We start from the raw sequence: 22,635 nt of genomic DNA, 5'->3' as shown, positions 1-22,635 counted from the left end.
TTTTTTGATTTAACCCAATCAATAGTTTGGGTTGAAGAGAAGAATTAGATTTGGCTTTGAATATAGTTTTCGATACCCACATTCTCAACCAGATCAAGTTGGGTATCGAGCCAATCCCAATACTCTTCTTCTTTCTCTAAAATTTCTTGGACCAAATCACGGGTCACATAATCCTGTTCTGCTTCAGCAAGTTCAACAGTTTGTTTAATTGCTTCAATATTTTCTTTGACCTTACGGATATCGCAGTTCAGAACTTCTTCAGTATGTTGACCAATATAGAGCTTGCCTAGATGTTGTAAATTCGGTAAGCCTTCTAAAAATAAAATACGCTCAATCACTTTATCAGCATGTTTCATTTGACGAATAGATTCTTTATATTCGGCTGAACCGAGTTGCTCAATTCCCCAGTCATTAAACATACGAGAATGTAAGAAATATTGGTTGATCGCAGTTAAATGATGGTACAGCACCTGATTCAGCTGATTGATAACTTCGCGATTGCCTTTCATTGCGCTTACTCCAAAAACACCACACGATGCCCTAGTTGCTAAGGCAATTTATCTTATCTTAATCAAGAAAGAAGCATCTGGCGAGTAATTTATAGAACGGCAAATGAAAATCACAATCAAAAACATCCTGATATGATTATGATTTTTATAAAAAAACCGCTTAAATGAGGAACTTTTTAAGTTCTACAGGAAGCGGTGGAGTCGTAAAACACGAATTGAATTGGAGGAAGAGTTTTGAAGATAAATCAGGCAGCTATAGAAATACGTGCAGCGATTTCAGCAAGTTCATCGCTGATAATAGCACGGGCTTCTGGAGCGCAACGACCACAACATGTTCCTAGATCGAGTAGGTCACGGATTTCACGATAGCTCTCAGCGCCATTTGCAACGGCGTCTTTGATATCCTGATCTGTAATTCCACGACATAAACAAACATACATGGGAGTGAGCCACAAATATAAATGCGATAATTGATATTATTGATAATTATTATCGTTTGTCAATGAATTTCATTCTAACAATGAGTATATTCTTATTGGGAATTTGAATAAAAAAATACCGCCTGATCGGCGATATTTTTGATGATTTATAACTTTTTGATAAATATAAATTTAAAAAAGTGCTTATGGAATGATCACAATCCCATCCATTTCCACCAAAGCACCTTTTGGTAAGCTAGCAACACCAAGCGCTGCACGAGCAGGGTATGGTTGCGCAAAGTATTCGCCCATAATTTGGTTCACCAATTGGAAGTGTGACAAGTCAGTTAAAAAGATATTGAGTTTGGCAATATCAGCTAAACTGCCACCAGCCGCAGTACAAACGGCTTTAAGATTATCAAATACACGGCGGATTTGGGCTTCAATGCCTTCTACAAGTTCCATACTGTACGGATCTAAACCAATCTGACCAGAAAGGTAGAGTGTATTGCCAACAAGAATTGCTTGAGAATATGTTCCGATAGCAGCAGGGGCGTGTTCAGTATGAATAACTTGGCGTGACATTTAGCTCTCCTAGGTTGTTTTTTCTATCTTAAACCATGCGACTTTAACACAAAAATTCAGGCACGAAAGTCTTGAGTACTGTGTAGTCGCAGTTGCATGGATATCTTATTAGAACTTTTATGTCGATGAAATGCTTTAAAGATTCATTTCACAGCTGCACTTGTATTTAATTGGTGGTTGCCAATTTTGCGACTTCAGGCTGTACGATGGGCATATTTAGGCGTTCAATACGAGGGAAGCCAAAGTTCATGCGTAAATCCCGGATAATTTGGGCGATTTGATTTCGGTTGCTGACCACGATGTTGACATAGGTTTTTTGGTCTTGTGAATGAACCATCTCTACCCCCGTTTTGGCTTTACGGCATTGATAGATTAAATCAGAGATCTGCTCATCATTCATTGCCATGTGAATACATAGATAAGCACTGAAACGGACATCATCAATTTCTTCGGATTGCCAATGCAATGGCATGATATTTTCTGGGTGAAGGTGCTGTTCATGTAATAAATTACGACATCGTGAGCGATGCACGATCAAACCGCGTCTGGAGAGGTGTCCTTGGATTGGATCGCCCAAGACTGGGTTGCAGCAATGCGCATATTTTACATCAACACCCTCTGTACCTAAAATCAGACGATCAGATGCTTCATGATGCTGTGAATGATAATCCTGAGCAAATAAATGATTTGCAACCAGTTGTGGTAAGAGATCACCCACAGCAATCTGTTCGAACAGGGTATCTTTACTACTTAAATGACGCCACTCCAGCACATTCGTCCAATCAGTTGGCGATAGATCATCAATTGAACGCTGGAATAGTTTTAATGCACGGTTTAACGCTTGCTGACCAACTAAGCGCTGTTCATCAATATCCTGCTCTCTAAGCATATTTTGCAGTGCGCGACGTGCTTTCTGCGTGTTAATGAAGCTGAGCCAGTCTGGATTTGGAGTTGCTAAAACATCGGTAATGATCTCAACCACTTGTCCACTGTGTAATGGTGTCGATAGAGGGCGAATTTCACCATCGACTTTGGCACCAACCGCGTGGTTACCTAAAAATAGGCTAGCTGAATAGGCAAAATCAACTACGGTTGCGCCTTGTGGTAATTCATGTAGTTGCCCATGTGGGGTATAGACCCAAATTTTTTCTTGGTGAAGATAATCAAGCAAATCACTAAAGGTGGTTTTGGCACAGCCGCTATCAATTAGAGTATTCAAGTTCTGCATGGATGCCTGAATCGCTGAGCGACAGGCTTGCGGTGCATTTTCACCCAGTACCACACCAAAACGCGCTGCTTTACGCATCAGTTCAGTTTGGATGGTCAATGAAAGTGTGGTCTTTTCACCTTTCAACTGGATCATGAGTGATTGGTTGCCACCAGGTAAAGGACGGCGAATATGATCGCTATATTGTAGAACTTGGAAATTGTCTTTCAGTGCATCAACTAGACGGTCACAGTCTGCGATACTTTGTAAAATAATTTCAAAGGCATGGCTGTGGCTGAGTTCATTTAAGTCGATTTCATTTTTAATAAAATGGCGCAGTAACTCGATATTATTGTTTTTCTTTTTGATTCGGCCTTTGAGGTCATAGGCTTTTAGCAGTTCAGAAAGTTTTTGCTCCCAAACCGCTTGATATTCGCAACGCTTCGGCTTGGTCTCAAGCAGTGCAGTTTGCACATCATTAAACATGTCTAAATCAAGATTCTGATAACACAGGTGTTCAAGGTTATCCGCCATCTCATTCATACCGACCAGACGAGCCATGGGTACAAAAATATCCAGTGTTTCTTGTGCAATACGAGCACGCTTATCTGGACGCAATGCGCCTAAGGTGGTCATGTTGTGATAGCGATCGGCTAATTTAATAATAATGACACGAGGGTCTTGTAGCGTTGCTTGCAAGATTTTTCGGAAGGATGCGGCTTTGTTATATTCTTTATCACTGGAATGGCTAAGTTTGGTGACACCATCGACCAATTCGGCGACCACTGAGCCATATTTTTGTCCAATTTCGTCTTTGGTAAATTCAGTGTCTTCAATCACGTCATGTAGTAAGGCCGCCATCAGTGTATCAGCATCAAGACGCATATGCGCCAAAATGCAACTTACTGCAATCGGGTGCAACACATAAGGCTCACCACTTTTACGGGTGATACCACTATGGGCTAAATCAGCAAAATCGCAGGCCGCAAGTACTCGTTGAACGTCACTATCATTAAGATAGGCCTCAATAATTGCTCTGAGCTGCTGCTTGGCTTGGCTGACCTCTTCGCCTGGCATATAACACCTTTTATAACCTAAATTCAGAAATGCTATGTCTGCTGATACTTCAACGATATAAAGATATATTACGTTGATGGTTCACCGATTCAATGCGAATTGAATGTCGGAAACCAGATTTGATCCCATTGAAAACTTACACTGATCGCAAGTGTTCGCAAACATTACGCTTATCTTCTAATGAAAAGCAAATTGAGAAACTTGTCAATTTGTTCATTATAAAAACTCGTAATTTTTTTCAATGACGGATATTGCTTTTATCAATATGCATTGAATTTTGCAAGAAAGAAAAAAGCCCAGAGTCTTCACAATGGGCTTTACGCATAACAAATTCGATTTAGAAAGTAAAACCTTCTAAGTTTAGTGAATTTGTAGACAGTACCATATCAAGGTTTGATGTTTGGTAGTCTTGATCGCGTTGTTTTAAAATTTCTTTAGTCACATGACCAATTGCAATTTCACGCAGCGCAACGACTGTTGGTTTATCATTGTCCCATTCTACAGTGGGCTCCATGCCTTGACGTGCTAATTGACGTGCACGTTTACTCGCCACCAGTACCAACTCGAAGCGGTTATCTACATGGTCTAAACAATCTTCAACGGTTACACGTGCCATAAGTTGTCTCGTTTGAACATTACATTTGAAAAGACTGAGTAGTATAAAAGGCTTTTAGTCCAGACTCAAGTTATTCACGATCAAGGGTAAGCAAGTTTTCGATTAATTGTTGATGACGCACACTTTGTTGCAAAGTAACCAATCGATTTGCAGCGATAATTGCTTCTAAGTCATGTACCGCTTTATTGAAATCATCATTAATAATGACATAGTCAAAACTGGCAAAATGACGCATATCCTCAACGGCACAACTTAAACGATGTTCAATGACATCAACTGAATCTGTACCACGATTTGAAAGACGTTGCCTTAAATCATATTGTGTTGGAGGGAGAATAAAGATTTGTTTTGATTCAGGAAAAAGTCGACGAACCTGTTCAGCACCTTGCCAGTCAATTTCGAGTAGAACATCATGACCTTGTAGTAGTTGTTCTTTGACCTTGGCTTGAGAGGTACCATAATAATTTCCGAATACTTCTGCATATTCGATGAAACCGCCTTCATTAACTTGTGCTAAAAAGTTTTCTTTATTGGTAAAATGGTAGTGAACACCATCAAGTTCACCAGGGCGTTGACCGCGTGTAGTATGTGAGACAGAAACGTGTAAGTTGCTGACTCGATCGAGTAGGGCTTTGACCAAAGATGTTTTGCCTGTTCCTGAGGCTGCAGAAACGACAAACAATAGACCCGACATGATATTTTTCCTGAATATGATAAAATATCTTGGCTATTGTAGTGTAGCGTGCCATTAAACGAAATAGTTTGGTGTAAAAATTCAGATCATGAGAGAGGATGTTATGGAAATCGTGTTGGCCAATCCACGAGGCTTTTGTGCTGGAGTTGACCGTGCTATAGCAATCGTCAATCGAGCACTGGAATGTTTTAACCCACCTATTTATGTACGCCATGAAGTGGTGCACAACAAATTTGTGGTCGATGATTTACGTCAGCGTGGTGCTGTATTCGTCGATGAATTAGATCAAGTTCCTGATGATTCCATTGTGATTTTTAGTGCACATGGCGTATCGAAAGCAGTACAGCAAGAAGCCGATCGCCGTGGTTTAAAAGTATTTGATGCGACCTGCCCATTAGTGACTAAAGTTCATATTGAAGTGACCAAATATGCACGCGAAGGGACTGAAGCTATCCTGATTGGACATGAAGGTCACCCAGAAGTGGAAGGTACGATGGGGCAATATGATAAATCTAGAGGTGGTGAGATTTATCTGGTTGAAGATGAACAGGATGTTGATGCTTTAATGGTAAGACATCCTGAAAAAGTCGCTTTTGTCACGCAAACCACGCTTTCAATTGATGACACGGCTAAAGTGATTGATGCGCTTCGAACTAAATTTCCAAAAATTCAAGGCCCGCGTAAAGATGATATTTGCTATGCCACCCAAAACCGTCAGGATGCAGTGCGTGACCTAGCTGAACAATGTGATGTGGTTCTTGTGGTCGGTTCACCAAACTCGTCAAACTCGAATCGTTTACGTGAGTTGGCTGAGCGTATGGGTAAGTCTGCTTATTTGGTCGATAATGCGGATCAACTTGAAAAAGATTGGTTTAAAGCAGAGAGCAAAATTGGTGTCACCGCAGGTGCATCGGCACCAGAAATTTTAATTAAACAAGTGATTCAGCGCTTACAAGATTGGGGTGCGACGCCACCAAAAGAACTACAAGGACGTGAGGAAAACATTACCTTTAGTCTACCAAAAGAGTTGCGTATCCAAGTGATACAAGCCTAATTTTATTAGAAAAATGTGAAATGGAAACGGATGGATGACACTCCATCCGTTTTTTTTTGGTGCTTATCTGCTTTGTATTGGTTCTGTAAAAATAAAATTTAATATAGAGTAGTGAATTTTAATAATTAGGTGCAGGGGCGATGGGGAAAAGTCAGGGGTTCACCTTAATTGAATTGATGCTAACAATTGCTGTACTGGGGGTGATTGCGACCATGGCTGCGCCATCAATGTCGAACCTGATGGAAAAAAGACGTTATGAACGAAATGCTAGGGAGTTGCTAACTGCATTATCTCAAGCAAAAAGCCAAGCAATTTTAAATAGGACAAATATAGATGCTTATTTGGCTGCTTCTTCTGGAAGTACAAATAATGCAAGAACACTAAGCTGGGGTGTCGCAAACAGTAATACGACATTGACGATTTCTCCTGCCCCGACTTCAGTAAGTGTGATTACGATGCCACCATCTACGACAACTACAACAACCTCTGCCTTAAGGTTTGATAGCAATGGTTTAGTCGCAAATATTACAGGTGATACCACGATTACATTGTGCAATTCCAAATTATTGGTTCAAAAGCCAATCGTTATCACTCGACTAGGAGCATACATTATTAAGTCAGATACGACAGTGAGTGCTTGCTGATGATCAAATATAAAAAACAAGCGGGCATCGGATTGATGGAAGTTCTTGTTGCACTATTATTACTGGCAATAGGCGTTTTGGGGTACGTCGCCTTACAGTTAAGAGCATATGATGCTTCTGCTGAAGCGATGCAGAAGTCTCAGGCGATGGTGATTATGCGTGGTCTTGCTGAAAATATGCGTATTAATAAAAGCCAAATGGGGAGTTACCCTGCATTTGTTCGTGGTTACACAGGTTTTTCATCGGCAACAACAGCGCCTACAAGTTGTTTTAATTCTGGGTGTACAGCAAGTCAAGTTGCTCAATTTGATGCTTATCAAGCAGCACGAAATGCTAATCAATTAGGGATGCAGTTAACCATGGATAATTGTCCAGGGGTGACTTCATCGATGGCGATACGTCGCCAATGCTTATATGCATTTTGGGGGAAAATAGCTCCAACTGTCGAGGAAAATTCAGCTTCAGGAGTGACGACCAGTTCTGCAGATGTTTCAAGCTGCATGGGGAGTAATGGTATCTATGTTGCTGGAGCCTCTTGTCTCATGATGGAGGTTTATTAATGAAAAAAAATAATGTGAAGTCGCAGTCAGGTTTTACCTTAATTGAGTTAATGGTTGCACTGGTTCTAGGCTTAATTGTTGTCGCTGCTGCAGTACAACTATTTACTGGTGGAATTCTTTCAAGCCGCTTACAGCAAGCCAATGCTGAAATTCAGGACAGTGGAATTTTTGGTTTAGATTATATTGTCCGAGATATTCGATTTGCGAACCAAGACAACTTAGCTAATTTAAAACTGAATGATAAAACACCTTATGGTGGAATTATTTTAACGGGATCAACCGCAACAAGTTCAACCAATGTTAACTTTGTACCGAAAGTGAGTAGTTCGGCTTATATTGATTCTGCTTTATTAAGTCGTGGGCAGGATGATACTGTTTCAACCACATCAAACTATTGGAAAGGACTAACCCAAGTAACTTTAAAAGACTCAGCAGGTGCAGTTATTGCAAATCCTGTAAGTGATCAATTGACAATTCAATTTTTTGCACCAACGCAGATGACTAATTGTGAAGGTGCAACCGTTTTGTCTGGCGATTTAGTTGTTCAGCGTTATTTTGTACGTCCCGATAGTAATGGTTCCTCTACAGACTTTGCTTTAGCTTGTGATGCAAATACGCCATCAGCAACAGCTGCTGGTGTTATAGCAGCTACTACAGCGCGAACAACGGTGAATTCAACAACAAATACAATTTCTCCTTTACCAATTACTGGTTTAGGAGATGCGGGGCAAATTATTATTCCTCGTGTTGATCACTTCCATGTTTTACTTGGTGCGATGGTGACAACCGAAACGACAACTACCGTTACAAATAGAACAGTGACACCTGTAACCGCGACCACCACAAAAACAGTGTCGAATCAATTTGGTTACTACACGATTCCTCAGTACCGTACTGTAGCTGAAACTGCAGCGACAGATAATACAACAGGTGCTGGAAGCGCAACAGAAACGAATAGAAAAGTATCGGTGAGCTCACGAATTTTATCAACACAGATTTCAGTATTAGTACGTTCCGCGAATAATGCGCAAAATAAGGCCATTGATCCAACTCAGCCGCTCTTAATGTTGGATCAAACAGCTACACCTTCGGATACAACTACACGTTTTCAACGTCGGGTATATAGCACCACTGTTGCACTACGTAATGCAATGGGAGATTCACTATGAACCATCCAAAACGCACATATTTAAAACGTCAGCGTGGTGCGACCTTAATTGTAGTCATGATCATTTTACTAATCATTATTGTGGTTGGAATACTCGCTGTTCGAGTCGCTATCGTTTCATTGGGAGTCGCAACAAATAGTCAGGTTGGACAATTAAATTTTCAATCCTCTGATGCACCGCTTGCATGGTTTAATAATTTTGATCCAACTACGGTAACAAGCGTTGGTAATGTAATTGGGGCTGCATTAAAAGAGAATGAGAGTAATCCCGGTGGAGAATATATTTTTTGTTATAAACCAACATCAACAACAAGTCGTTTTGCACAAACAAAGAATGCAAGCTTAATTCGTAAAGGTACAACAGATAATGCCAGTGTTGATGATGGTGGTGTGGCTGGTTTTTGTAGTTTGACGTCTGACTTTGGTAGTAATAGGCCTGCTGTGGTGACTCAAGTTGCTGTTAGTGTTCCAACTAATGCTAATAATGATGCTCCTGGTTCGAACTTACCCCGAGGAATTAATGTTTCAGAAGGTACTCAATTACCAAAGAGTATGACATCAGCACAGCGGATACGGGTAACTACAACAGCGATGTTACCTGCCTATGCTGTGGATATCTCATCTGTTCAAACAGACTGCCTAAGCTCAACCAATGCCAAAGTTAGTGATGATCTGACAGCGACATTAGCCACAGGAAGCGAATATACGCTTGCAAAATGCCTTGCAGACAAAGGAGTGCCATTTAGTACTCAAGTTCAAGAATTTAACTATGTGAATCAGTTAACTGAAGTCTCAGCTCCAGGAAGTTAAGGGGAATACCATGAATAAAAGATTAAAAGACTTTCAACATAACAAGCTATGGTATGCCATTTGTACGAGTTCTTTAGCAATGACTTGGCTGATGACTACATCCATAGTACAGGCGAGTGATTTACAGATTTATGCAGTACCTAAAGCAGGTAAAAAAACTATTATTATGATGCTGGATACTTCGGGCTCTATGGGACCTGACAATGGTACAGGTAATAGCTATAGAGATTACGGTATAACGTCAGGTAATTGTAATGATAATAATGCGCCAGTTGAATTTCCGGTGTCTGGAAGCTTAACTAGTAATAGAAATTATTTTACTACGCAGGGGAGTGGGTCAACGGCATATTCTCGTAATTTCTGCTATTTAAGTGCTCGAGATGCACCTTCTTTAGCAAAAAGGACTCCCGAAAATGGTGGGTGTGAACCTTTTCCATTGAATGCAACAGGCAGTTCAATTACAGGTTATCGCTGTTATGACCGTTTGACGCGGTTGAAAGATGGAATGTTTGCGTTATTAGGAAGCAGTGATTCGGATGTGAATATTGGGAATACATCAGGCGCACCAATTAGGTTGTCGACAACCAGTATTGGATTAGGAAACTTTTCTGCGGATGCTGACAATAAGACTGGTCAAATTTTAGTTGCCGCTAAACCACTCGGTGATATAAATAGTACGCAACGTAATTTATTAAAAGAGAAAATTGCTGGCCTTTCAGCGGGAGCAAGTACACCATCGGCTCATGCAATGGCTGAGTCCGCAGCATATTTGCTTGGAACAACTACATATTCTGAGCAGTCATATAATATTCAAAAAGATATGTATCAGAAAAGAGTACGTAGAACAAATGGTAATATAGAGTATAGGCAGTGCGAAACTTCTTCAAGTTCTGTTGATCTTAATAACTTGTGGCAAAACTGTAGAAATAACGGTTGGTCAAGTTGGAGTAATAGTAATCCTGGAATAGGTATATTAAATCCGTATTCTTCTGATTACGACTCTTATTATTATTATTATTATTATTCATTGCCATCTGTATATGTTGTTTCAAATGATGATAGTGGTACTCCAAAATCTAAAGCAAATGATACAACAGCGAACTCAGATATTGTCGAGGATCGTACAAGTACTAATCTAGGCACAAGATATAAATCTCCATTACCTACAGTAGCTGATCGTGCTAGTTGTGATGGACAGGGAATTTATTTCCTGTCGGATGGTCAACCGAATGGTTCAAGCAATGACCGAGCATTACAAGTAATGCAAAAAGCTTTAGATAGTTCTGGAAGTACATTTAGCTGTTCCACTGACTTACCTAATACTAGTTCTGGTAGTGCTTGGAATTGTATTGGGGCCTTTGCTAAAGCTTTATTTAACCCTGCAACTAATCCAAAAGGTGTTTCAATAAAAACTGCTTTTGTGGGGTTTGGTAATGTTTTCCAGACGGAACAAATTGATAGTACAGCCACACAAGATGCTCAAAATGCATGTAAACTTAGCTCTAGAGCTTATAATGATCCGTTGACTAACCTGGCACCAACAGATAAGTGTTCTCCTGGAGGAGGACGGACAGTTACGGTTCCTGCTCCTACGTCCCCGACTACCTATAATGGTGGCTTTGGTAATGGTGGTTTTTTTCAGGCATCTAGTCCATCAGAAGTTACGAATAGTGTTGTTGCATTTATTAAAAGTTTAGGCGGGAGAACGTTAGAGCCTCTGACCACTGGCCAGATTTCGGTGCCTTATGATGCATTAAACCCAAACAACTTATCCGAATATGGTTTCTTACGTGCGATTGAACCTGATCCTGCGAATAACTCTTTAACATGGCGTGGTAATCTTAAAAAATATAGTGTTGCGATGTCAGGAACAGCAAATCTTGGAGCTTTTCAGGGAGATTCTGGGGGGTTAGTCTACTCTACTGATGGTACGTTTCGAACTACGACTAAGGATTATTGGAATGGCTCAACGTATACTGATGGTGGAAAGGTTTTCTTGGGTGGAACATTCTCAAAAGTTCCTTTACCTATGAATGGGCAAACAGAGCTTAGTGCTAATGGTGTGATTTCACGATATGCTTATACTGCTGCTTATAAAATTCGTAATCTTTTTACCGATGTTGCTAGTTCGGATGGGACAAGCTTAACACCGTTAACGGGCTCAACTGCAGGAACTGCATTATTGCAAATTCCTGCGAAGCCGAGTGATAACTCAGATCCTTATACTAATATTGATTTAACTGCGGCCTATGTTTTAAATAAATTTAATACCACAACTGGGCAAACTACACTTAAAGACTTCCCTATAGGTATTAAGCTCAAGTTATTAAATTATTTAGGCTATAGTACAGATATTACAGCTACAACATTGCCTCCTTCACTAACAACATCGGACGCCCCTTATTTGTCTATGGGAGGAAGTATTCACTCCTATCCGATGCAACTGACATATTCAGGAACTTTGGATACGAATGGTAATTTAACGAGTGCCCGAACTCAGTCCATATTATACGGTTCAATGGAGGGAGGTGTTCATATTGTTGATGCCTCGGATGGTAAAGAGCAAATGGTATTTGTGCCTACCGAGATTCTTAACCATAGTGTGAAATCTAAAGCGCTTGTAGTAGGGCAAAGTGATTCTTCTTTAGCCCCGGCATATGGTATAGATGGCTCTTGGGTAGCAGATCCTACTTATAAAATCACAACAGATACAACAGCTACTCCTGCGACTAGTAGTGTGACTGCTCGACAAATGAATATTTACGGTGGGATGCGAATGGGGGGGAATAGTTATTATGGTCTTAATGTATTGGAGCCGACTCAACCTAAATTATTATTTAGAATTGACAGTTCAACCTCTGGTTTCGATCGTTTAGGGCAAACTTGGTCTAAACCTGTATTGGCAAATATTCGCAAAGACGGTGTGCTTACCCGAGTCATAATTGTCGGTGGTGGCTATGATGAATGTTATGAGGATCCTGAATTTACCTTAGCGGCATCAGGAAATGATAGTACCTGTGCGACTAGAACGAAAGCAAAAGGTAATGCAGTTTATATGATTAATGCTAAAACTGGAGAACTGGTTTGGTCCGCTACCTACGGGTCTACAACTGCTGATGGTGATAAGCAATATATGAAACATAGCATTGTAAGTCGTATTAGTACCTTGGATCGCGATGCTGATGGGCTAGTTGATCATTTATATTTTGGTGATTTGGGAGGGCAGGTATTTCGTGCTGACTTTAATAATAATCAGAAATTGACTGGTTCAACGTATAGCGATTTTGGTGTTCGTGTAGTCCGTTTAGCAAATCTTGCAACCAATGATACAACTAATGATGTTGGGAATGACTACACTGGAGCGAAAGCCCCGCGTTTTTATGAACCACCAACGGTCACCATTCATGATCAAGGTACAAGTACTTTTATTGTGGTTGGTATTGCATCAGGGAATCGAAGTACCCCGCTAGATGTTTTCCCATTGACAGGTCGAGATGGAATGACACCAACAACAGCCTTGACCTCTCAACCAGTAAATAATGTATACGGCATATTGGATAAAGATTTTGCTAAGCGAGATTTGATTACTGCTAGTCCAACTTTGAGTACGCAAAATAAGACACGAGCTGATTTTAAGAAGAATCCCCAAGTTTTAGGTACAGGTGAGACAGTTGTTGGATTCTTTTTCCCGAGTTCAACCACAGGGGCTGCTGGATGGTATCGATCATTATCGAGTAAAAGTACATCGACAACGGGTATTAATAGTATGGAAAGAGCGGATGGTACTTTCCGTATTAGAGGGGGGCAGAAAGCATTCGAAGAGCCGTTAGCCATTACAAATAATTTGTTAGTACCAGTCTATGATCCACAAGGTACTGGTATTGAGCAACAAGACCCTTGTAAACCTCGTGTTGTTGGTGAAACAGATTGGCAAAGGTACTGTTTACCGTTTGGAGCATGTATTAAAACAGATGGAACTTTAAATACTGCACTAGAAATTAAGAGTGGCTTCCAGACAAAGACAAACGGCTGTCCTGCGGGGGTAACTGAATGTAATGATAATGTGATCGGTGGTGGTATTCGTGGCATTACATTTGTACCAAAACCTGATAGTAGTGCAGGAAGTTGCGGTAAACTCACGATGGCAGGTAATACGCAAGGAACAGGTGAATGGCAATGTACCAGTCGTTTAATACAAACGCGCTGGTATGAACGTTACCGCCAATAAGAGATATGCTATGCAAAATTACCAATCTCAAGCTAAGTTCAAACTAGGGTTTACCCTAGTTGAACTTATGTTAGTACTGATTATAGTTGCTATCCTTACTGCAATTGCACTGCCTAGTTATCAAAATTATGCCCGCCGTGCAAACGCTGCTGCGGCACAACAAGAAATGCAGAAATTAGCTGAGCAACTTGAACGGCATAAATCAAGGAATTTTAGCTATAAAGGCTTTAATGCCCAATATTTGTATAACTCAACGGGGACAACGCCGTTTGATGCAAGTACTCAAACTTTGACAGTACCATTAAATGCGACTGGCGCAGCTGTAAGATATACATTAACGATCGTTGATGGAATGACGACAAATCCACTTTTGTCTGCAGCATCTGCAACAGGACAAAGTTGGGCGATTAGAGCAACGAGTGCTGATGTGCAAAATTTTTCATTTTTAATGACCAGTTCTGGCTTACGTTGTCAAAATAAAACAAGTGCAAACATTACCTATGCTACATGTGGAACAGGTGGGGAAAATTGGTGATGAAAAATATTACAAACGGTTTTACGCTAATCGAATTAATGATTGTAGTGGCCATTATTGGCATTATTGCGGCTGTCGCCTATCCATCATATCTACAATATGGACAAAGAGCTAAGCGTGCTGATGTGCAAGCAGAAATGATTAATATCGCTCAGATAATGCAGGCAAGGAAGCTAGCGTATAATAGCTATCTTAATACAGACACATCAAAGAATACCATAACTGCTATTTATGGTTCATCTGTTAGTCCGAAGCAAGGAACTCCACTCTATGATCTTGATTTTAATACGCTTACAGCTTCAACATGGGTATTAACGGCAATACCTAAGACTGGTACACCACAAGCTGGCAATGGCGTTATTTGTCTAAACGATCAAGGTCAAAAAGACTGGAGTAAATCCTCATCCACTGCTGCTGCATGTATTGCTAGATTGTCAAATATTTCTACATGGGATGGCCGTTAACACCCCAACTGCCATAAAAAAAGCAAACCTCAGTGTTTGCTTTTTTTATGGCAGTTGATTTTGTGAACTATTTAATATTTTTAATAACAATAATTAATGAATGTGACCTATTTATCATTTATCTGTCCTTACCTACCTTTTATCTCTTAAAGGTGGATTTAAGTGCATTTTAGACGGAAATTGGTATTAAACATGAAAACAATCACGAAAATAACGTTCATCTTATTAATATAATGATTTGATTTTACTGATTTAAAATTAAAGACCTTTAAGGGTTTTATAAAAATAATTTGTAAAATCAATGCTTAATAAAAATTAATCAAAATGTTCGTTAAAACAAAAAGATTTGTGCATATGGAGGACTGTATGCAACAAGCACATAATGACTTACAGTCTCGCGCGATAGGGCCGAGTGTTGTCCAACCTCATTTGTTCAACTTCGAGCGTAGCTTTCCATCTTGCGCTCAGACAAAGCATAGCTTTGTTCATCTTCGCTCAGGATTTACGTTAGTTGAGCTCATTATCACGATCGCTGTTTTAGCCATCATTGTTTTAATGGCAGCTCCTTCATTTGCAACCATGTATAGCCGACAAAAGCTTGAGTCTTCAGCACGTGAACTGGTGATGAAAATTTCAGAAGCTCGTAGTCAAGCTGTTTTGTTACGACAAAGTACAGGAGTCTGTTTAGCCTCTTTATCCGACGATGATTGTGCTACAGCCATCGCCATTCCAAAAGCAGAAACACAAAGAATCTTTATTGCAGGTTTAGATCATGGTGTGACCAGTGCTAATAATTCCTCGACCACTCTTAGCTTTAGACGAAATGGCAGCCTTGCTGCGCAAAAGAATTTTATTTTAGAACGGAAAAACCTTTCTTACTGTATTCAGGTCGGGGTGATTGGCGATACCACAATCAAAGAGGGAGCTTGCACATGAAGATTCAAGAACAGAAAGGTGTCGGGCTGGTGGAGGTATTGGTTGCTCTGGTTTTATTGGCAATCAGTGTATTGGGTTTTGCTGCTTTGCAGTTAAGAGCAATTGATTCCAGTCTTGAGGCGAATAAGCAGGTCTTGGCAACCACCATCGCACGGGATCTTGCAGAACGTATGAGAGCGAATCCGCAAGCAACTCGTGCAGGAAAATATAAGGTTAAAGCAGTCGAAGTTCCTAAAACTGATGTTTCAGCTGTAGCAGATAAACCTGAAAAAATTGCCCTACAAGATTTACAAAATGCGGCACTAGAAGCAAAAAATAATGGGATGAACCTTGCCGTCGATCAGTGCCCGACTGGAAATAATCGACAATGTATTTATGTCGCGTGGGATCAGACTAATTTAGCAGGTGATCAAGGCATCGCAGCATGTATTAAAGATGGTGCTTATGTTTCTGGATCACATTGTCTATTCTTGGAGGCATATTGAAATGAAAATAGGCCTCTTAAATCTAAAACATAGTAAGGGTCAGGCAGGATTTACGCTGATTGAGCTGATGATTTCACTGACATTGGGTTTGTTGATTGTCGCTGCTGCGATTCAACTTTTCATTACAGGGATCACCAGTTATAAGCTACAAAAAGCGATGGCACATATCCAAGATAATGCGAGTTTGGGGTTGAACTTTATTGTTGATGATATTCGCAAAGCAAACTTAAGCTCTCCAGTTCCCGCGATTAATGACCAAACAGCTTATGCGGGTATTTTACTCAGCTCGAATAATGTGGGTGAAAAAATTGACCTGAATTGTACGGATTGTTTCTCGAATAATCAGATTGCTAGTTTTGGCAATGCCAATGTTACTGGACTAACCAATGACCAATTGCTGATTCGTTATCAAGCACCTCAAAGTGGGCTCGATTGCTCTGGTCAAGATGTTGTAAGTGGTACCTTTGTGGTACAGCGCTATTATGTGGGATCGACATCAACGGATTTACGCCAATCTTTGCGTTGCCAAGCTGCACAATACACACAAACGGTATTAGATACAAAAACGGCAACAGATCGCTTGAAATTAGCTTGGGGCTCAAGTCAGATAATTTTGCCAAACGTAGATCTTTTTCAGATCCGTTTGGGCTATATGGATGGCGACTTGAACAGTGCAAATAGTACGCTGGCCTATACCGATACTAAAAATTATATGGCATTGACTGCAACCAAAAAAAATATTGATGGCGTAACACAGGCCGTTCGGCCTTATGTGCATGCCATTCAAATTGGGGTGTTGGTCCGTTCTGACGATAAGACAGGTGATCAGTCTGTGATTAAACAAAGGAACCAAGAACCTTTCCAAGTATTGGGTACCAAGGTCAATTTGAAGCCAGCTTCTCAAGATAATTATTTAAGACAGGTCGTTGATCAAACCATCTCTTTAAGGAATGCAATGGGGTGGGTTTCCGAAGGTTGTGATAGTAGCAAAAACACAACCTGTACCAATGGAGGGGCTGGGACATGAAAAATGTTGAACGAGGATCGACATTAATCATTGTACTTATGATTGTACTGATGATTATGGTCATTGGAACATTGGCAATTCGCCAGAGTACAAGCTCCTTAAAACTGGTGAGTAATAACCAAATGCAAACTCTGTTGGCGCAAAATGCTGATGCTGCGTTAATGTCTTTTCAAGATCCAAATACTCAGCAAAATTTGGCTTCTGCAAATGGTATTGTCGGTTTTTTTAAAAATGAAGATAACTGGAATAAAGAACTGGTTTTTTGTTTCAAAGGCAATACCCCGTTTGATTTGTCCAATGCCAGTTGGTTGTACTGGCAAAATACGACGAAGCAGAAACAAGTCATGGCAACAGGTGGTGGAGCATGCCATGCCTCGGATGTTTCTGGTGGGCGTTCGCAGGTAGTGACTCAGGTACATATCAAGAGAGCAATGTCGGTGACTCAGCCATTCTCCGATTTAGCTCGTGGAACAGATGTGACCAATGCCAAAACAGAAAATAGTATGCGATTACGTGTATATGTCACATCGGTTATGAAAGGCCTCTTAGCAAATCCTGATACAGATTTATTTGATGCAGATACAGGGTGTTTAAATAAGAGTATTGAGCCACCTTCAGGGGTGAAAGGAATCGTTCAATGCCTTAAAGATAAGAACATCCTATATAGTACACAAGTAGCAGAATATCGCTTCTTATCTGACTTTGAACCTTAGGGCTCATAAGGGAGAAATGGACATGAACAATAATAAGATATCAAAACAAATAGATACTTTAAGACTCAAAAAGCTTAAAAAAACTCAAATCAGTGTGGTCTTGACCAGTATAGTTTCCTGCTGTTTTTTTATCTCAACGTCATCTCATGCCAGTGATATCGAGATTTATCGACAAGGTAGTGCCGGTGGAGACAGCACAATTATGCTGATGGTTGACTTGTCTCAGAGTATGGGGGCAGATGCTATTGCTGACTTGCAACGAGACTATCCACTTTGCCTAAGTGGTAATTTGCTTGAGGGCGTCAAGGGAGTGCTTGGTAATGTTGCAACTGTCAATATTAACCTCCTTAATCTGGTTAAAGTAAACACTGGTACGACACCTGATAGTGGTTATTGTGATATCCCGGCCTTATTAATTACTCAGATATTGGAAGGTGTGGATGGGATAACAAACCCAATCCTAGGCGCAGATTTATTGGGTTTAAAAGGATCTGTTCAATATATTAAAGATAGTTGTGAACCGATCAAGGATCCAACTTTGGGCATTATTCAGAGCTACCGTTGCTATAATCGTCTGCGCCGTATTAAACAAGCCGTTGTTGATGTGATCGATGGCAACCCTGCAAAAGGGATTGAACCTTTATCAGCAAATATTTCAGTTGGAGTATCTGTATTTCCTGCAACGAAAGCGGGAGGTGGGAAAAATGAGCTTGCAGGTATGATTGCCGTCGAAGCCAAAAAGCTTGATACCACACAACGAGAAAAAATTAAAACGACAATTGCGAATCTAAGCAGTGCTGACCCTGTTGGCAGTATTACAGGGAGTTTAAGAACGTTGGTTAATCAATTGCTTGCGGTGAATGTATTAGGAGCAGTTGATACGATTGGTGTGCTGCTTAGAAACCTTGGAGGTAACTTAAATAGCTTGTTGGGTTTAAGTACACCAACAGCAACGGCTTATGCCGAAACTGGTGCTTATTTACTCAGTACGACGACAAAAGGGACAGGATCGAAAGAGTTCGGTCGGGTGGTTAATTTTAGTATCCTTTCCACACGATTTTATAAATGTTCTGATTCTAATATTGATATTTATGGAAAATGCTTAGATTGGGGAACACCCGAAACAATTGTACTTGGTATTGGAAGTTACCCAAGTTGGTACAAGAATAAAGAATATGATTGGTCACCGGGAGGAGGCTTATTGGGTGATCTGCTGGCTGGGGTGTTAGGCGGAGAGAAAATCTTCTATAAGTATGATGATACTCTGAAAACAATTTCTCCCTATAGTGGTTTTGATCAATCCACGGCTGTAAGTAAGTCTTCAGTAGACTCGAATCTCTATAATGGTCCAAGTTTAAATACAGCGTCACAATGTGGCGGGCATGGCTTATATGTATTAACAGGTAGTATTCCAGACTTAAATCAGAATCTATTGGGTTGGTTAGCTGGTTCGCAACGAGAACCCTTAAGTAATATAAGTAACCCAGTACAAAAGCTAATGACACGCTCATTAAATAGTTCTAATACAGCAGTCTTCAATTGTGGCTCTGTACCAGCTGGGTGGGCAAATGGTTCAGCTTCAGCGACTTGGTCATGTATTGCAAATTACGCTGGAGCATTAAAAGATGAGAACTATCAAAATAAGAACAAGGCTGTCAGTATTAAAACCGCTGTGGGTGGGATTGGGCGTGATTTCGCTCATATTCCCAGTGCAAAAACAGTGAGTGATTTGGGAACAATTACTGCACCGAAGACAGTTCTATCTACGGTACTTAATCTAGTACAAGGACTTTTAGGTGTTGTAGATACATTATTACAACCCCTTGGTGCGGTTCTGAAGTTGTTAGGTTTAGACCTTAATTTGACACAAACACTTGATCAGCTAAAAAAAGCTTTAGGCAATATTGTACCGATGCCTTTACCCGCGGATGATACGGCCAATCTGGCTCGTTGGGGGGTGTATGGTGGTGGTGGATGGTATCAGTTATCAGATACCAAGAGTATTTCTGAAAGTATCATTGACTTTAGTCAGCATCTGGTAGAAACCAAGTCAGATGCCTTTTTGGGTTTGCAAACAATTCCTGCGGATCCCCTTACTCCATATCAACTTAGCAGCGAGGTTTATAACAGCATTTTTATTCCTTCGGATAAACAAAGTTGGAATGGAAATTTAAAAAAGTATTCAGTTTTGACGGAAAATGAAACAAGTGGTGGAAGCATCATTCGTTTGAAAGGTAGTGTTGATTTCAAAGATCAGTGGAATGGAGGGCATACAGAAAAGGCCGATGGTTCTGAATTGTTGATTGGAGGAGCACTTGACCAATTAAAAACTTTACGCCCGCAACAAGTCGATAGTTCAACACGTCAATTGTGGATTAATCGCGATTGTCAGAAAAATAGTGATAAAAAATATACATTTAATGAAAGTAAAACCCTAAAAAAAATCAATGTCGATTCACAATACTTGGCTGATTCTAGTGTGGCGCGCTGTAGTTTATCTGCAACAGAGAAAGACCCTTATGCTGGCTATCTAATGAATTTGTTAGGTTATAAAGTAGACCCACTGACTGCGACTGGAAATGAACTGGCTCAGAGCGAACCATTTTGGCAACTTGGAATGCCTTTGCATTCTACACCATTAAAAATTACCCAATTTGCTAAGTTCCAAACGAACGGCACTATAGATCGAGATGATTATATTGTGTTTGGATCGACGCAAGGTTTATTGCATATCGTTGATGCCAGTACAGGTAAAGAGAAGTTTGCTTTTGTTCCAAATGAAATGCTGGAGGACAGTGAGCAAAGAAAAGCCTTTACACGGGACTTAGGTTTGGGCTGGAAAAATATGCCTTATGGTATTGATGGTGCTTGGACAGCTTATACTGAATATGTATATGGTATGAAAGATGGAAAGGTTCAGGCCACCGTTGGTCAAATTGAAACTGGGACCAATAAACCTCAAGGGAAACAGGTTTTGTATGGCGGGTTAAGAATGGGTGGGCAGAGTTACTATGCCTTGAATTTACAAGATATTACAAGTCCAAGTTTAAAATTTCATATCGATCCTAAGAATCAAAAAATTATTAATGCATCTGGCGTTACCACCGTTACAGCCTTGCAATACATGGGACAAAGCTGGTCTAAGCCAACCCTTGCATATGTGAATTGGCAAGGACAGCGTAAGCAGGTCATGTTTGTTGGGGGGGGATATGATACAGGCTATGAGATTAAAGACTATAATCCAGCTACGGCAACGAAAGGTGCTGGTGTTTATATGTTTGATGCAAATAATGGCGATCTGCTCTGGTGGGGTGGAGCAAATGCGATTAATAAAAATGATGCAGTAAAAGAAAATAGTTTAAAAATTGACACGATGCAGTTTAGTGTTGTTAGTCGTATTAATGTTGCGGACCGTAATGGGGATGGTTTGGTGGATCATCTATATTTTGGAGATTTAGGCGGACAAGTCTGGCGCGTTGATTTAAATCCAGTAATGAACACATCAGGAAAGGATTTTGCGATACGTGCGACGCGGTTATTAAATTTACATAAAGCAGATGGGAGTAGCCCAAGATTTTATGATGCACCAAGTTTTAGTATTTATGGATACGAGAAACCACTGGCTGTGTTAAGTATTGCTTCAGGTAATCGTAGTTTGCCAGCAACAGATACCAGCTCAGGGGCAATTTATAATATTTTTGATCAAGATGTGACTCGAACAGATCTATATGCAAGTACATTTAGTGCACTAACGACGGATCTCGATTTAACAACGGCCGGACAATCATTGGGTAGCCTGCTCACCACTGAAGATGTAAAAGACAAGAGTGTTGAGCAAGTCAAGGCATTGATTCCAAATGGATGGGCGATATCTTTTGATCAAGGGAAAAAGGTCATGGATGAAATGGCTGTCATTAATAAGAACTTATATGCCAGCGTATATAATCCAGGAGAAACACCAACCTGCCCAGTTCAAGTTCGTGGTGAAACTCAAGTTCATCGCTATTGTTTGCCTTTTGGTGTGTGTGAGCAAAAACTCCAAACAGGTCAAGCGAATAACTTTTTAGCAGGGAAAGGGATTATTGCTTTAAATGTTGGTGCAGCCGGTACAGACTCAAATACGAAGTTACAGTCACGTGGTTTAATTCAAAGTGGTAGTAGCTCTTCGAATGTAACGCCAGTGAGTCAAATGCGCCGTCAACTTGTGCCATTAAAATGGTATGAAAATAATGAATAAACAGAAAATAGAACAATTTGATTATGAGAGGATGGGGCAGTATAACGCTCATCCTTTAACTAAGGATTACCTACTTTATCATGCTAGAAAAAACGGTAAAATTTCAGGTTTTACTCTAATTGAACTGATGATTACGGTTGCGATCGTGGCAATTATTGCAGCCATTGCAATCCCAAGTTATGACGCTTATATCCGTCGTGCAGATTTAGCGACAGCACAGCAAGAAATGCTCAAAGTTGCTGAGCTTTTGGAAAAACATCGGGCACGCAATTTTAGTTATGATAGTTTTGTGCTGAAAGGAACTGCGACGAATCAAGGTGCTTACTACACCGTACCTAGCGCAACCAACACCACCTTGCTTCTACCTTTGACAGCAACGAGTGCTAACCAAAAATTCACGTTAACATTAACGGTAAATACTCAGGCGTGGTCATTAAAAGCCGTGAGTCAAAGTCCGAGGAATTATTCCTTGTTATTAACCAGCACAGGTCTTAAGTGTAAGACCAAAACGGCTGCAAATATCACGACATCAAGCTGTGGCAATGAGGCTGAAGACTGGTAACTCAGCAGATTTTATAAATTAAATTCAGAGCTGTGGATAACCCAAAATTTAATCTTTCTTTCAAAGCAAATATAACGTAGAATATTGCCCTCTATGAAAGGGGTT

20 protein-coding genes are annotated in these 22,635 nt (G+C 40.3%); 14 read left to right on the top strand and 6 right to left on the bottom strand.

Annotated features, from left to right (window positions below):
• Positions 1-44 precede the first annotated feature (44 nt).
• From bfr to gmk, 6 genes are all read right to left on the bottom strand, one after another.
• A complete protein-coding gene (gene bfr / locus WA352_RS01050; RefSeq protein ID WP_004803950.1) occupies positions 45-509 on the bottom strand; it encodes a heteropolymeric bacterioferritin subunit Bfr in 465 nt (154 codons plus the stop codon).
• A gap of 245 nt (positions 510-754) precedes the next feature.
• Positions 755-949: a bacterioferritin-associated ferredoxin gene (locus WA352_RS01045; RefSeq protein WP_004776027.1), complete on the bottom strand. Its 195-nt coding sequence runs from the start codon at positions 947-949 to the stop codon at positions 755-757.
• A gap of 183 nt (positions 950-1,132) precedes the next feature.
• Complete coding sequence (locus tag WA352_RS01040) at positions 1,133-1,513, bottom strand: RidA family protein (RefSeq protein WP_004657462.1); 381 nt, start codon at positions 1,511-1,513, stop codon at positions 1,133-1,135.
• Positions 1,514-1,679: 166 nt separating this feature from the next.
• The gene (locus WA352_RS01035; RefSeq protein ID WP_004803952.1) at positions 1,680-3,797 is read right to left on the bottom strand and encodes a RelA/SpoT family protein; all 2,118 of its coding nucleotides are present in this window, start codon (positions 3,795-3,797) and stop codon (positions 1,680-1,682) included.
• A 337-nt stretch (positions 3,798-4,134) separates the two neighbouring features.
• Entirely contained in the window at positions 4,135-4,413 is a 279-nt protein-coding gene (gene rpoZ, locus WA352_RS01030) for a DNA-directed RNA polymerase subunit omega (RefSeq protein WP_004803954.1), read from the bottom strand.
• A gap of 70 nt (positions 4,414-4,483) precedes the next feature.
• On the bottom strand, positions 4,484-5,107 hold the full coding sequence (gene gmk / locus WA352_RS01025) for a guanylate kinase (RefSeq protein WP_033134526.1): 624 nt from the start codon (positions 5,105-5,107) through the stop codon (positions 4,484-4,486).
• 103 nt (positions 5,108-5,210) lie between these two features.
• On the opposite strand from gmk, the gene ispH reads away from it, so the two are divergent.
• The 14 genes from ispH (at position 5,211) to WA352_RS00955 (ending at position 22,530) form a co-directional block, all read left to right on the top strand.
• The gene (gene ispH / locus WA352_RS01020) at positions 5,211-6,161 is read left to right on the top strand and encodes a 4-hydroxy-3-methylbut-2-enyl diphosphate reductase (RefSeq protein ID WP_005317749.1); all 951 of its coding nucleotides are present in this window, start codon (positions 5,211-5,213) and stop codon (positions 6,159-6,161) included.
• A gap of 140 nt (positions 6,162-6,301) precedes the next feature.
• Positions 6,302-6,805 carry a GspH/FimT family pseudopilin gene (locus WA352_RS01015; RefSeq protein ID WP_033134527.1) on the top strand — a complete coding sequence of 168 codons (504 nt, stop codon included), beginning with the start codon at positions 6,302-6,304 and terminating at the stop codon, positions 6,803-6,805.
• The gene (gene pilV / locus WA352_RS01010) at positions 6,805-7,365 is read left to right on the top strand and encodes a type IV pilus modification protein PilV (RefSeq protein ID WP_033134528.1); all 561 of its coding nucleotides are present in this window, start codon (positions 6,805-6,807) and stop codon (positions 7,363-7,365) included. The genes WA352_RS01015 and pilV (WA352_RS01010) overlap by 1 nt, the downstream gene beginning before the upstream one ends.
• Positions 7,365-8,534 (top strand): PilW family protein, encoded by a 1,170-nt coding sequence (locus WA352_RS01005; protein WP_033134529.1) that lies wholly within the window; start codon positions 7,365-7,367, stop codon positions 8,532-8,534. The genes pilV (WA352_RS01010) and WA352_RS01005 overlap by 1 nt, the downstream gene beginning before the upstream one ends.
• A complete protein-coding gene (locus WA352_RS01000; RefSeq protein WP_033134530.1) occupies positions 8,531-9,343 on the top strand; it encodes a PilX N-terminal domain-containing pilus assembly protein in 813 nt (270 codons plus the stop codon). Before WA352_RS01005 ends, WA352_RS01000 begins: the two co-directional genes overlap by 4 nt.
• 10 nt (positions 9,344-9,353) lie before the next feature.
• Complete coding sequence (locus WA352_RS00995; protein ID WP_033134531.1) at positions 9,354-13,571, top strand: PilC/PilY family type IV pilus protein; 4,218 nt, start codon at positions 9,354-9,356, stop codon at positions 13,569-13,571.
• Between the two features lie 10 nt (positions 13,572-13,581).
• Positions 13,582-14,106 (top strand): type IV pilin protein, encoded by a 525-nt coding sequence (locus WA352_RS00990; RefSeq protein WP_033134532.1) that lies wholly within the window; start codon positions 13,582-13,584, stop codon positions 14,104-14,106.
• Between the two features lie 8 nt (positions 14,107-14,114).
• The gene (locus WA352_RS00985; RefSeq protein ID WP_033134540.1) at positions 14,115-14,570 is read left to right on the top strand and encodes a type IV pilin protein; all 456 of its coding nucleotides are present in this window, start codon (positions 14,115-14,117) and stop codon (positions 14,568-14,570) included.
• A 366-nt stretch (positions 14,571-14,936) separates the two neighbouring features.
• Positions 14,937-15,506, top strand: coding sequence for a GspH/FimT family pseudopilin (locus tag WA352_RS00980; protein WP_241345199.1), 570 nt, complete (start codon positions 14,937-14,939; stop codon positions 15,504-15,506).
• A complete protein-coding gene (gene pilV / locus WA352_RS00975) occupies positions 15,503-15,991 on the top strand; it encodes a type IV pilus modification protein PilV (protein WP_033134533.1) in 489 nt (162 codons plus the stop codon). The genes WA352_RS00980 and pilV (WA352_RS00975) overlap by 4 nt, the downstream gene beginning before the upstream one ends.
• A 1-nt stretch (position 15,992) precedes the next feature.
• Complete coding sequence (locus WA352_RS00970; RefSeq protein ID WP_033134534.1) at positions 15,993-17,018, top strand: PilW family protein; 1,026 nt, start codon at positions 15,993-15,995, stop codon at positions 17,016-17,018.
• Positions 17,015-17,731 (top strand): pilus assembly PilX family protein, encoded by a 717-nt coding sequence (locus WA352_RS00965; RefSeq protein WP_033134535.1) that lies wholly within the window; start codon positions 17,015-17,017, stop codon positions 17,729-17,731. Before WA352_RS00970 ends, WA352_RS00965 begins: the two co-directional genes overlap by 4 nt.
• 22 nt (positions 17,732-17,753) lie before the next feature.
• Positions 17,754-21,968 (top strand): PilC/PilY family type IV pilus protein, encoded by a 4,215-nt coding sequence (locus tag WA352_RS00960; RefSeq protein ID WP_241345198.1) that lies wholly within the window; start codon positions 17,754-17,756, stop codon positions 21,966-21,968.
• 127 nt (positions 21,969-22,095) lie between these two features.
• A complete protein-coding gene (locus WA352_RS00955; RefSeq protein ID WP_096089488.1) occupies positions 22,096-22,530 on the top strand; it encodes a type IV pilin protein in 435 nt (144 codons plus the stop codon).
• The last annotated feature ends 105 nt before the right edge of the window (positions 22,531-22,635 follow it).

Source organism: Acinetobacter sp. 102, from assembly GCF_037028485.1.
GTDB lineage: Bacteria > Pseudomonadota > Gammaproteobacteria > Pseudomonadales > Moraxellaceae > Acinetobacter > Acinetobacter higginsii.
Note: the sequence above shows the minus strand (reverse complement) of the source record. Positions and strands in the feature narration are given on the sequence as shown.